Genomic DNA, 12,408 nt, shown 5'->3' on the forward strand with positions numbered 1-12,408 from the left:
CAGCACCTCGTCGGCCACCGCGCGCAGCGCGTCGACCTGCTGCGGCGACACCGTGACCGGGGCGCGCTGCATGCCGGCCTCCACCGGCGCGCTGCCTGCCGCCGGCAGGTTCAGCGAGTAAGGCGGCGGCGTGTGCGCGCCGACGACGTAGTTGCCGCGGTTGTAGCCGCGCTTGATGGCTTCCTTGCTGATCATCCGTTATCTCCCATGAGGATGGATTTTTCGAGGGCGACGGCGGCGACGTAGTCGCGCACCTGACTGGCGACGGCCGCATCGGACAAGCCGAGCTCCGCCTTGAGTATTTCTCCGACGCGCGGTGCCGCGCGCGCCGACGCGTCGCGCGCCATCAGGCGCGCGCGGGTGCGCCGCGACAGCACGTCGTCGACACTGCGCGCGAATTCGTGGCGCACCGCGTAGAGCACTTCCGCTTCGCTGTACGGCAGCCCTTCGACGATCGGCGCAAGCAGCGACGGCGCCGCATCGGCGAGGTCGCCGACGAAGCGCGCCTCGGTGCCGTAGCGTTCGCCGAGATGCGCGGCGAGCCCGCCCGATGCGACGATCGCCTGCGGGTCATAGCCGGCCGCGCCCAGCAGGTAAGCCGATTTCGTGTGGCAGCGCGTGCGGCGGCCGAGCAGCTTGCCGACCGTATCGATCGTCTGCTCGGCCATGTGCCGCGACGTCGTCAGCTTGCCGCCGACGATCGTCACGAGCCCGTCGGGCGCGACGTGGATCTCGTGATTGCGCTTCATCTCGATCGTCTTGCCGCCGGGCGGCCCGACGAGCGGCCGGCAACCGGCGATGCTGCCGACCACGTCGTCCGCATTCAGGTCGACTTTCAACGCGGAACGCGCGCCTTCGAGCAGGAAATCGAGCTCCTGCCGCGTGCAGTGCACGTCGTCGAGATCGCCGTCGTAGTCTTCGTCGGTCGTGCCGAGATACGACACGTTGCCCCAGCGCGTGATCGTCGCGCGGCGGTTGCGGCCCGGCACGGGGATCGTCACCGTGCAGTCATTGCGGATCTTCAGCCACGGAATCGCGACGTGCACGCCCTTCGCGGGGCGCACCTGCAACGCGGCCGTGTCGCCCTTTCGCGCGCCGGTCCAGTCGCGCAGCCAGACGCCCGTCGCCATCACGACCACCCGCGCACGGATGCGCCGCTCGCGCCCGTCGGCATGCACGATCGCGCCATCGACCTTGCCGTGGCCATCGCGCGTCAGCTCGGCCACGCGTGCATGGTTCGCCACGGCCGCACCGTGAAACGCGGCCGTGCGCACGAGGTTCAGCGTCAGGCGCGCATCGTCGACGCGCGCGTCGAAGTACAGGAAGCCGCCGGTCAGGTACGTCTCGTTGAAGGTCGGGCAATGCGACAGGACCTCGGCCTTCGTCAGCTTCTGGTGCAGGATGCCCTCGCGCCAGCCGCCGGCGATGTCGTAGGTCCACAGCAGGCTTTCGAAGGCTTTCGCGAGACGCGCATCGAACACGCCTTCGCGCTCCATCACCGGGAACAGGAACGGCAGCCGCTGCACGAGATGGCGGGCGTTGCGCCGCAGCCGCTGCCGCTCGAGCAGCGAATGGCGCACGAGCCCGAGATTGCCCTGCTCGATGTAGCGCAGCCCGCCGTGCACCATCTTCGACGATTTCGACGACGTGCCGGATGCGAAGTCGCTCTTCTCGACGAGCGCGACGCGCAGCCCGCGCAGGCTCGCGTCGAACGCCGCATACGCGCCCGTCACGCCGCCCCCGACGATCAGCACGTCGAACGTGTCCGTCTCGAGTCGCGCCAGGTGCTCGTCGCGATTCACGCGCAGCGGCTCGGTCCCCGTCATGCCGGCGCGGTCCGTCTGGGGTTTTCTGGATGGCAAAAACATCATGCTGGTCGTTCTCCGTGCTCACGCATGAGCGAAATCGGCCGCGTGCGCGAGCTCGGATGCGATCCGCGCATGCCAGGCCGCGCGCCGGCGCTGCCGGCTGTCCGCATCGATCGAGGGTTCGAAAACGGCGTCGGTGACGAGCGTCGCGCGGGCCGCGTCGAGCGAATCCCACAGCAGCCCCGACGCACCCGCGAGAAACGCCGCGCCGCGCAGGCTCGCGCGATCGCCTTCGCGCATCCGGCGCACGGGTACGCCGCTCACGTCGGCCTGGATCTGCAGCAGCGTGTCGCTGCCCGCGAGGCCGCCGCCGACGATCAGCTCCGAGACGTCGGCACGCGCGACGGCCTGGTTGGCCTCCATGCACGACGCGACCGAATGCGCGATGCCTTCGAGCACCGCGTACGCCACCTCGGCCTGCGTCGTCGCGATCGAGATGCCCGACAGCAGCGCACGCGCGTTCGGCTCCATCCGCGGCACACGCAGGCCGGTGAGCGCCGGCACGAACGTCACGCCGCGCGCCGATTGCACCGTGCCTGCCAGCGTGCTGATCTGCGCCGGATCGTCGAACCAGCGCAGTTTTTCGCAGACCCAGCGCAACGCCGAGCCGGTCGTCGCGACGAAGGTTTCGAGCGAGTAATGCGACACGCCGCCATGCCGCCGCGCGGTCATCGCCAGCGTGCCGTCGTGCGCGTGACCGGGTTGTGCGGGCGATCCGGCGTCGGGGCGTACCGTGCCGGTCAACAGGTCGACGAAGCTGCCGGTGCCGTGCACGCACATCGCCTGGCCACGCTCGACGCAGCCGAGACCGACGGCGCCCGCGAACTGGTCGCCCGCACACGCGAGGATCGGCACGTCGATGCCGAGCACGTCTTCGCGCGTGCGACCGAACGCGTCGGCATCCTCGCGCAGCGCGGGCAACAACGCGTGCGGAAAACCCAATGCCTCGAGCCACGGATCGAAATAGCGATGCTCGCCGAGCAGGTACGCGCTGGCGGAGGTTGCGTTGGTCGGCGTCGTCACGCACTCGCGCGCATCCGACAGGTGCCACAGCAGCCACGTATCGATCGTGCCGAACGCGAGACAGCCGGCACGATGCGCATCGGCAACCACCTGCGACGTGCGCATCTGGTGCACGGCCCACAGATACGGCGAACGCACGCCGGCCGGACGGCCGACCTGCGGCACGAGCACGCGATCCCAGTCGGCCGCGAGACGGTCCAGCTCGGCCGCATGACGCGTGTCCTGCCAGACCATCGCGGGCACGAGCGCGCGCCCGGTCCGCGTATCCCACAGCACGGCGGTCGCGCGCTGCGTCGCGAGCGCCAGCGCGACGACGCGTACCCCCAGTCGCTGCGCATGCGCGAGCGTGGCGCGGCAGACCGCGAGCGTCTTGTCGAGGATGGCATTCGCATCCTGTTCGACGACGCCCGGCCGCGGGCTGTCGACCGACAGCGGCAGGTATTCAAGGCACGACACGTGCCCACTCGCGTCGACAAGCGCGGCACGTGTGCCGGACGTGCCTTCGTCGATGGCGAGAATGACGTTTCGGGAAGCGGTCATCGCGGCGTTTTCTCGATGGCGGGGTTCAGGTAGGCCGACGTGACGCGTGCGTCGTCGCCGAAGTGCGGCGCGTCGGGTTCGTTGTCGGGATTGATCGTCGTGCGCGTCGGATCCCAGCGGATCGCGAAGCAGATCGCACTCGCGACGCACGGCACGATCGCGAGGATCAGGAACGTGTGTTCGAGGCCGTAGCGCGCACGAAACAGCGGGAAGACCAGCAGGCCGAGCGCCGCGCCGATCGAGCCGAGCGCGCCGACGATGCCGTTCGCGCCCGCACGCAGCTCGCCGCGAAACGACAGCGACGACAGGCTCTTGCCGTTCGCGCCGGGGCCGGCCGAGTGGAACAGGATGAACAGCGACGGCACGACCACCGACAGCCACAGCGGCATGCGAGCATGGAACAGCCCGAGCACGACCAGCATCGCGCAGACCGCCGCGAAACCGATCGCGGACGCGCGCCGCAGGCCGACCCGGCGGCCGACCGCCGACGACGAAAAGCCGCCGACGATCCCGAACAGGTTGAACACGAGCGCGCCGAGCGTCGCGTAGACGAAGTCCTTGCCGAACAGCGAGGCACTGATCAGCGGCAGATACCAGCCGATCGCGAAATACTCGATCGACTGACCGATTTGTACGGTCGCGGCCAGGATCGTGCGCGGCAGGTAGACCCCGCGAAAGATCAGCAGCACGTTCGCGAGGCCGCGCGTGGCCGGATTGACGATCGGCGTGCGTTCATGCGCAGGCGCCGCAACGAATGCCTGCCCGTAGATGCGCGTCATCGCGCGGGCCGCGTCGTCGAGACGCTCCTTGCGCGCGAGCCAGATCGGGCTTTCGACGAGGAACGTGCATTGCAGCGCAAGGATCGCGCAGCCGAACACCGCGGTGGCCGCCACCGAGTAACGCCAGATCGAATCGCCGACCTGCCACGCGTGAAACAGCAGCGCGAGCAGCAGGTTCAGACACACGGCCGTGTACCACATGCCCTGCCACGTATTGAGCCGGCTCTTCAGGCGGCCCGGCGTGAACTCCGCGAGCATCGCCATCGCGATCGCGAAGTCGATTCCGTACGCCATCCCGACGAAGAAGCGCCCGGCGAGAATCGCGTTGAAATCCGGTGCGAATACCACCAGCAGCGCACCGATCACCGACAGCAGCTTCGCGGCGATCAGCGGCCGCACGCGCCCCCACCGGTCGGCCATCCAGCCGCCGATCGGGTTGAACGCGATCGCGACCCACGACGCAAACGACGTCATCCACGCGACCTGCGCGGCCGACAGATGCAATTCGTGCGTCATCGGCCCGAGGCCGGCGCTCAATGCCGAGTTGGAAAATGCGTCGAGAAACAGCCCGCCGAGCGACAGCCACCAGACGAGTCCCGCCCTGCCCGCGATACCGGGGCGCGTGTCGAGAAAGGAGATGACGTCTTCAATGCCATGAAGCTTGACCGCGATCGTTTGCACAATCGGCCTCCGTATATTTGTTCTGTAAGAGGCTCGACATTGCAGATGCGATCGACGCATGGAGAGACCATCTTACAGATAGTCTCTTATCTAGATCTGCCGGGGCAATTTACGGCGCCGGACGCGAGTATGTCAAGCGCATCCGGTTGTGCGACGCAGCGAGTGTCGTTGCGCACGCAACCATATCGGTAGTTTCCCGGGGACGGTGAATCCGTTCGTTTCGGCCGCGCCGCCCGGCGTCAGTCCGCGCTCACCACGGCACCGTCCGCCCCAGATAGTCGAGATACTCGAGCCCCGGGCGCACGCGCTTTGCGATCAGCACGTCGACGAGACTCGGCACGCTTTCCTCGATCGTCAGGCGCGCATCGGGCCCACCCAGTTCCGTGCGGACCCAGCCGGGCGCCATCAGCACCATCGCACGCCGCGTATCGGCCTGGCGCGCCGCGAAACTGCGCATGAACTGGTTCAGCGCGGCCTTGCTGCCGCGATAGACCTCGCGCATCCCGCTGACGTTGTTCGCGACGCTGCCCTGCCCCGACGACATCGCGCCGATCAGGCCGTCCACAGTCACGAGATCCTGCAGCGTCTCGATCACGCGCATCGGCGCCAGCGCATTCGTGATCATCACGCGCACGAACTCGTCGGTCGTCACTTCGCCGATCGTTTCGGTCGGCTCGTTCGTTGTGCCCGCATTCACGAACAGCATGTCGAAGCGCCGGCCCGACAGCCGCTCGCGCAGCGCGGCCAGTTGCGCCGGCTCGCAGATATCGAGCGTCTCGATGTCGAGCCGGCCGTCGAACCGGTCGGCGAGGTCGTGCAGCTTCGTGCGCCCCGATCCTGCGCGCACGGTGCCCGTTACGCGCCAGCCTTTGTCCAGGAACGCCTCCGCCATCGCAAGCCCGAGGCCGCGCGAGGCCGCGACGAGCAGGATCCCAGGTACGTTCCGGTTCGATTCAGTCGATTGCATGGTTTCCGCCTTTGCCGGGTTTCGTCATGCAGCCACTATAGGTGCGCATCACGACAGGCGCCAGACGCACCGTATTCAACCTATAGTTGCATCAAACGCCATGCCAAACCGTGCAACGGCGTATCCTGTCGGCATGGAAGACATCGACCTGAACCTCGTCACCGCGCTCGACGCGCTGCTGTCGGAAGGCAGCGTGACCGGCGCCGCGCGCCGGCTTGGCCTGAGCACATCGGCCATGAGCCGCACGCTCACGCGGCTGCGGATCTCCACCGGCGACCCGTTGCTCGTGCGCGCCGGACGCAGGCTCGTGCCGACGCCGCACGCCGCCGCGTTGCGCGACCGTGTGCACGCGATCGCGAGCGATGCGCGCGCGGTGCTGCGGCCGGCAACGGCCGACGTGGACATGGCGACGCACGCATCCACGTTCACCATCCGCGCGGCCGCCTCGTTCATGGAAATGCTGTCCGGCCCGGTGGTCGCCGCACTCGGCGAACTCGCGCCGCACGTGCGCATCCGCTTCGTCCCGAAACCCGACCGCGATCCGCAAGCGCTGCGCGACGGCACCGTCGACCTGGAAATCGGCAAGCGCGGCGACGATGCCCCCGAACTGCACACCCGCATGCTGTTTCACGACTGGCACGTCGCGGTGGCACGCGCCGGGCATCCGCTGTTCGCATCGGGGAGAATCACGCCCGCGCGCTATGCGGCCTGCCGTCACGTGATCGCGTCGCAGCTCGGCGATTTCGGCGGGCCGGCCGACGACGCGACCGACAAGGCCGGCTTGGGCCACACCGTGCACGTCGTCGTACCCGGCTACCCCGATGCGATGCGCGTCGCGGCCAGCACCGACCTGATCGCACTCGTGCCGCGCTCGAGCCTCGGCAACGCGTTCTCGCCGGGGCTCACGGAAGCCCTCGGGCTGCGCAGCTTCGAGACCCCGGTGCGCCTGCCCGAGATCCTCGTATCCGCGCTGTGGCATCCGCGCATGCACGGCGACCCCGTGCACCGTCGCCTGCGCGATGCGGTCATCGTCGTCTGCCAGCGGGCCTATCCGGATGCCAGCGCGCCACGCCCGCCGGCACGCCGCACCGGCACGCGCGCGGCAGGCTGACACGCGGCTCAAACCAGCCGGCCGCCGCCGTCGATGTGCAGGATCTCCCCGTTCATGAAGCCGTTGCCCAGCAGGAACGCGATCGCTTCCCCCACTTCATCGGCGCGCCCAACGCGGCCGCCGGGCAATGCCGCCGCGGCACCCGCGAGGATCGTGTCGCGCGCTTCCGGGCCGAACGCGTCGTACAGCGGCGTCTCGACGAAGCCCGGCGCGACGACGTTCACGCGAATCGGCTTCAGTTCCAGCGCGAGCGACTGCGCCAGCGCCTCGACGCCGCGCACGGCGGCGGCAATGACGGACACGCCCTGCGCAGCCGGGCGATCCGACAGTTGTCCGCCGGTCAGCACGATCGACCCGTTTGCGGGCATCAGCGGCAACGCGGCCCGGATCGCGTAGACCGGCCCGGCGATACGCTCCTGCAGCGCGGCGAGCAGGTGATCGGGATCGGTCTCGTTCAGCTTGCCGGCAATGAACCGGCCGGCCGTGACGACCAGGTGATCGACGCGCGTGATCGTGTCGAATACGGCCTGCACTGCATGCCGGTCCGCGATGTCGGCCACCGCGACGCGCGCGCCGCCGATCGCCTGCGCAGCAGATTCGAGCTTCGCGCGGGTCCGGCCGACCAGCGTGACGCTGGCGCCTTTCGCCTTCGCGGCCGCCGCGGCCTCGAGGCCGATGCCGGAGCTCCCGCCGAATACCACGACGTGCGCACCATCCAGTGCCGAAGATTGCGTTGCCTCGTTCATGTCGACTCCTCATCAGGGATTGAAGGTTCACGAACGTTAGGTCATTCCCCATTACGCAGGAACGTGGGAGACTTGAATAAGGTTCATGCCATAAAGGAATAAGATGGATTCGCTGCGATCCATGCGCGTGTTCGTTCGCGCCATCGAGCTCGGCAATTTCTCGGCGGTTGCGCGCGAGGAAGGCACCGGCCAGCCGACGATCAGCAAGATCGTCGCCGCGTTCGAAAAGGAACTGGGCGTTCGCCTCCTCGAACGCTCGACCACGAGCCTCGCGCCCACCGACGAAGGCCGCCGGTTCTACGATCGCTGCAAGCGCGTGATCGACGAATACGCGAGCGCGGTGGCCGAGGTGCGCGGGCAAACGGTGCGACCGGTCGGCAAGCTGGTCGTCAATGCGCCGCTGGGGTTGGGCGAACTGAGGCTGAACGCGCTCGTGCTCGAATTCCTCGCCGCGTGGCCGGAGATCGAGGTCGAGCTGCAATTGACCGACCGCGTGATCGACCTGGTCGAAGAAGGCGTCGACGTCGCCATTCGCCTCGGCAACCTGCTGCCGCCGGATGCCGTGGCGCGCCACATCGCGTCGTCGCCGCGCTTGCTGGTCGCCACGCCGGGGTACGTGTCGCAGGCACCGAAGCTCCGCCGGCCGGACGACCTCGCGAAGCACGAGTATGTCGGCTACGCGCGCGCCGACATCGCCAACGAACTGGCCTTCGCGCGCGGCGACGAGCAGGTCGTCGTTCCGGTGCGCGGCCGGTATCGCGTGAACAGCTCGATGGCACTGCGGGAATGCTTCCTGGCAGGCCACGCGGTGGGCAGCGGGCCCGCGTGGCTCGTTCAGGACCTGATCGACAGCGGCCAGCTCGTCCGGTTGCTGCCGAAGTGGGACATGGTGCCACCGCATGCGCTGCACCTTGTGTACGCGTCGCGCCGGTATCTGCCGCTCCGGACCCGCACGTTCCTGCAGTTCATGGAGCAGCGAATTCCCGAGCTGCCCGGGTTCCATGCGACCACCGCGCCGGCCACCACCCCGACCGCACCCGCATCGCGGCAGCCCCGCTGACCGACGGGCGCCGCATTCACGGCCGGCCCGGGTACCGATCCGCCACCGTTTTTCCGCTCCGTCGAATCCCCGCTATTGCAGCCCACCCGGCGGCGGCGACGGGCCGTTCGGCTAAAATGCCGCACTTTCCACCTTGTCCGGCCCGCTCGCCATGCAACCCGCCTCCCCCGCCCAACCCGCCGCCCACGGCGCCGACGCCGCAGATTCGGCCCGCGACCTCGTCTACGGCCCGAACGACCGGCCGGCGCCGATGGTCGCCTTCGTCGCCGCGCTGCAGCACCTGCTGGCGATCATCGTGCCGATCGTCACGCCCGGCCTGCTGATCTGCCAGGCACTCGGCGTCTCCAGCCGCGATACGACCCTTATCGTGTCGATGTCGCTGGTGATTTCCGGCATCGCCACCTTCGTCCAGTGCAAGCGCTTCGGCCCGCTGGGCGCCGGCCTGCTGATCGTCCAGGGCACGAGCTTCAACTTCGTCGGCCCGCTGATCGCCGGCGGCAGCCTGATGGTCAAGCAAGGCACGCCGGTCGAGACCGTGATGGCCGCGATCTTCGGCGTCGTGATGGCCGGGTCGTTCGTCGAGATGGGCGTATCGCGCATCCTGCCGTTCGTGAAGCGCCTGATCACGCCGCTCGTCACCGGCATCGTCGTGCTGCTGATCGGCCTCACGCTGATCAAGGTCGGCCTCATCAGCATGGGCGGCGGCTTTGGCGCGATGGCGAAGGGCACCTTCGCGAGCGCGGAGAACCTGACACTGTCCGGCCTCGTGCTCGGCACGATCATCCTGCTGAACCGCGTGCCGATCGTGTGGGTCCGCAGCACCGCGCTCGTCATCGCGCTCGTCATCGGCTATCTCGCGGCCGCGTTCCTCGGCCGCCTCGACTTCACCGGCATGCACCAGGCCGCGCTGTTCCAGGTGCCGACGCCGCTGCACTTCGGCATCGGCTTCTCGTGGTCGCTGTTCGTACCGATGCTGATCATCTACCTCGTCACGTCGCTCGAAGCGATCGGCGACGTCACGGCCACCAGCAAGATTTCGAGCGAGCCGGTCGAAGGCCCGGTGTGGATGCAACGGATCAAGGGCGGCGTGCTCGTCAACGGCGCGAACTCGCTGCTGGCCGGCGTGTTCAACACGTTCCCGAGCTCGGTGTTCGCGCAGAACAACGGCGTGATCCAGATTACCGGCGTCGCCAGCCGCCACGTCGGCATCTGGATCGCGGGGATGCTCGTGGTGCTCGGCCTGTTCCCGGTCGTCGCCGGCGTGCTGCAGGCCGTGCCGGAGCCCGTGCTCGGCGGCGCGGCGATGGTGATGTTCGGTGCGGTGGCCGCGTCGGGCATCAACATCCTCTCGGGCGTCCATCTCGATCGTCGCGCGCTGCTGATCATCGCCGTGTCGCTCGCGCTCGGCCTCGGCGTGTCGCAGGTGCCGGACATCCTCAACAGCCTGCCGCACGCACTGAAGAACGTGCTGGAATCGGGCGTGGCAACGGGCGGCATCTGCGCGCTCGTGATGAACTGGTTCCTGCCGGAAAAGAAGTAACCGGATGAACCGCACGACGCGTGGCGCGCCTGACGGGCCGCACCGCGCGTCGTACCGGTCGGCACCCGCAACGCCCGGTGCAGGCTGCTCGATCAACGCATCGCCCACCGGCCGATTCCGGTCACGCCACCCGTCGCCCCGATGACACTCGGGGCCGCGTCCCCCTCAAAACCGCTCGTCCGCGATCGCCGGCATCACCAGTTCCCGTACGAACGCCGCATCGGACAGATGCAGCAGCGTACGCACGACAGCCACCACGTCGTGAACGGGCACCAGCCCGCCATCGCCGCGCGCCGCGGCCTCTTCGACCGGAACGGACAACGCATCGTCGGTGTTCAGGTTGCCGAGTTGCAGGCACGTGACGGCCAGCCGGCTGCCTCTGAATCCTTCGCGCAACGCATCGGCCACGCCGTTCAGCGCGAACTTCGACGCACCGAACGCGACTTCCGGCCGCCCGCTTTGCCGAAGCGCGGACGTCGAACCGGTCAGGATGACTTGAGGCTTGCGTGATTGCAGCAAGCGCGGCACCAGGCGCTTGAGCAGCAGCAGCGTGGCCGTGATGTTGACGTTCACCAGATCGACGATCGCGTCGTCCGGCTCGTCCAGGAACGCATAGTCGCGCGTGAAGGCTGCCGCCTCCCAGATGCCCACGTTGCAGATCAGCACATCGAACGCGGACGGTGCGGCCTGCGCAATGTGCGCGGCGGCTTCGGCAGGCGACGCCATGTCGGCCTCGATCCACTGAAGCTCGACACCCGGCGGCAACGTCACTGCGTCAGGACGCCTGCGCGATACGCCGATGACGGTGTCGCCGGCACGGCAAACGCCTTCAACGAACGCACGGCCCAGCCCTCTGCTGGCGCCGACAATCATGATTCTCATGGCGGGTTTCCCGATGGTCGTCGCGACCCACGTTACCGGCGGCCGCGTTTGAGCGCGCCGTATCGGGCTCCCTGCGGGGCCGGCTCGCAGGGAAAGCGCGTACGGACAGTCCGGCGATCGTAACGTATGGCGGCGGTGCGACGCGGCATATCCCCAATAGTCGCAAGGGCGTCCGGCCCGGCCGGTACACGCCATGTGTCCCGCACCCCACCCTGCACGTTCGACGTGTCTCCGGACAATCGGCCGCGTGTCGACGGCGATCAAACGTCAAACCCGGTCAGGCCGGCTTGGCCGATCGTTTTGTGCTGGTTAGAATCACTATATGTCCCAAGCCCCCGCACCCACCAACGCCCCCGAAGCGAGCGCCGTCCCGGTCAAGGAACGCGCGACCGTCGTCTGCTACCGCGGCGAACAAGTCTTGCTCGTTGCCCGCGCGGCGTCGCGCTGGGCCCTTCCGGGCGGCACGATCAAGCGCGGGGAAACGCCGCTCGAAGCCGCACATCGCGAATTGTGCGAAGAAACCGGCATGACCGGCCAGCATCTCGTCTACTCGATGCAGTTCACCGGGCTCGCCAAGATCCATCACGTGTTCTTCGCGGAAGTCGGCCCGGACCAGACGCCGCAAGCGAACAACGAGATCGAGAAATGCAAGTGGTTTCCGATCGACAGCGTCGACAGGTTGCGCGCCAGCATTCCGACGAAGCGAATCGTCGAACTCGTTTACCAACACGAAATCACCAAGGCGTAGCGCGTGACGGGCACGCGCTACCATGAGCCGGCGGGCCGGTCCGGATCATCCTGCGTGGATCAGCGCGCGCGAGCGCTCAGTGCGAGCGCCTTCTTCGCAACTCGTGCGTGGAATAGACGACCAGGAAAATTCCTAGCATCGCAACACCGGACGCCATGAAGTCGTTCGCGCTTCCCGAGCTTTGCAGGGACTTCGGGAAAATGCCGAGACTCAATCCTGCGACAGCAAGAAGCAATCCTGCAGCCACGCCCCAGATCGGTCCGGCGGTCTTTTCGATTTTAGTTTTCATACAGCACCCGTCTACGGTCATTACCTGAACGGTATCGGCAAGGGACGCCGCGTCTACCTTCAGTGATTCCACTATAGCCCGGAAAAAATTCGCAAACTTTTAGTGCTTTTCCCGATCAAGTTTCGCCCGTCGCATTCGCTGGCACTACCGCGCTTCATTTTCATTCGATGCCGT

At 67.8% G+C, this 12,408-nt stretch carries 11 protein-coding genes and 1 pseudogene; 4 read left to right on the plus strand and 8 right to left on the minus strand.

The window, feature by feature from the left end; all coding sequences use genetic code 11:
• The 5 genes and pseudogenes from G3O00_RS17020 to G3O00_RS17040 all read right to left on the minus strand — a co-directional run.
• Window positions 1–195 (minus strand): annotated as a pseudogene (locus tag G3O00_RS17020) (FAD-binding oxidoreductase); the annotation flags it as partial.
• A complete protein-coding gene (locus tag G3O00_RS17025) occupies window positions 192–1,871 on the minus strand; it encodes a glycerol-3-phosphate dehydrogenase/oxidase (RefSeq protein WP_206143698.1) in 1,680 nt (559 codons plus the stop codon). The pseudogene G3O00_RS17020 and the gene G3O00_RS17025, both read right to left, overlap by 4 nt.
• Window positions 1,872–1,889: 18 nt before the next feature.
• Window positions 1,890–3,431: an FGGY family carbohydrate kinase gene (locus G3O00_RS17030; protein ID WP_206143699.1), complete on the minus strand. Its 1,542-nt coding sequence runs from the start codon at window positions 3,429–3,431 to the stop codon at window positions 1,890–1,892.
• Complete coding sequence (locus G3O00_RS17035) at window positions 3,428–4,891, minus strand: MFS transporter (RefSeq protein WP_206143700.1); 1,464 nt, start codon at window positions 4,889–4,891, stop codon at window positions 3,428–3,430. The genes G3O00_RS17030 and G3O00_RS17035 overlap by 4 nt, the downstream gene beginning before the upstream one ends.
• Window positions 4,892–5,141: 250 nt before the next feature.
• On the minus strand, window positions 5,142–5,858 hold the full coding sequence (locus tag G3O00_RS17040; RefSeq protein ID WP_206143701.1) for an SDR family oxidoreductase: 717 nt from the start codon (window positions 5,856–5,858) through the stop codon (window positions 5,142–5,144).
• A gap of 133 nt (window positions 5,859–5,991) precedes the next feature.
• On the opposite strand from G3O00_RS17040, the gene G3O00_RS17045 reads away from it, so the two are divergent.
• On the plus strand, window positions 5,992–6,969 hold the full coding sequence (locus G3O00_RS17045; protein ID WP_206143717.1) for a LysR family transcriptional regulator: 978 nt from the start codon (window positions 5,992–5,994) through the stop codon (window positions 6,967–6,969).
• A gap of 8 nt (window positions 6,970–6,977) precedes the next feature.
• Here G3O00_RS17045 and G3O00_RS17050 read toward each other — a convergent pair whose 3' ends face one another.
• A complete protein-coding gene (locus tag G3O00_RS17050; RefSeq protein WP_206143702.1) occupies window positions 6,978–7,715 on the minus strand; it encodes an SDR family oxidoreductase in 738 nt (245 codons plus the stop codon).
• 103 nt (window positions 7,716–7,818) lie between these two features.
• Between G3O00_RS17050 and G3O00_RS17055 the strand changes: the two genes are divergently transcribed.
• The gene (locus tag G3O00_RS17055) at window positions 7,819–8,775 is read left to right on the plus strand and encodes a LysR family transcriptional regulator (RefSeq protein WP_206143703.1); all 957 of its coding nucleotides are present in this window, start codon (window positions 7,819–7,821) and stop codon (window positions 8,773–8,775) included.
• 151 nt (window positions 8,776–8,926) lie between these two features.
• The gene (locus G3O00_RS17060) at window positions 8,927–10,315 is read left to right on the plus strand and encodes a nucleobase:cation symporter-2 family protein (RefSeq protein ID WP_011355683.1); all 1,389 of its coding nucleotides are present in this window, start codon (window positions 8,927–8,929) and stop codon (window positions 10,313–10,315) included.
• Between the two features lie 165 nt (window positions 10,316–10,480).
• Here the strand turns inward: G3O00_RS17060 and G3O00_RS17065 are convergent, their stop codons facing one another.
• Complete coding sequence (locus G3O00_RS17065; protein ID WP_206143704.1) at window positions 10,481–11,197, minus strand: SDR family oxidoreductase; 717 nt, start codon at window positions 11,195–11,197, stop codon at window positions 10,481–10,483.
• Between the two features lie 322 nt (window positions 11,198–11,519).
• Between G3O00_RS17065 and G3O00_RS17070 the strand changes: the two genes are divergently transcribed.
• Window positions 11,520–11,945: an NUDIX hydrolase gene (locus G3O00_RS17070; RefSeq protein WP_206143705.1), complete on the plus strand. Its 426-nt coding sequence runs from the start codon at window positions 11,520–11,522 to the stop codon at window positions 11,943–11,945.
• Window positions 11,946–12,021: 76 nt separating this feature from the next.
• On the opposite strand, the gene G3O00_RS17075 is transcribed toward G3O00_RS17070, so the two are convergent.
• Window positions 12,022–12,234 carry a hypothetical protein gene (locus G3O00_RS17075; RefSeq protein ID WP_206143706.1) on the minus strand — a complete coding sequence of 71 codons (213 nt, stop codon included), beginning with the start codon at window positions 12,232–12,234 and terminating at the stop codon, window positions 12,022–12,024.
• Window positions 12,235–12,408 lie beyond the last annotated feature (174 nt).

The organism is Burkholderia sp. Ac-20384 (assembly GCF_017104605.1).
In the GTDB taxonomy this organism is placed as follows: Bacteria; Pseudomonadota; Gammaproteobacteria; order Burkholderiales; family Burkholderiaceae; genus Burkholderia; species Burkholderia lata.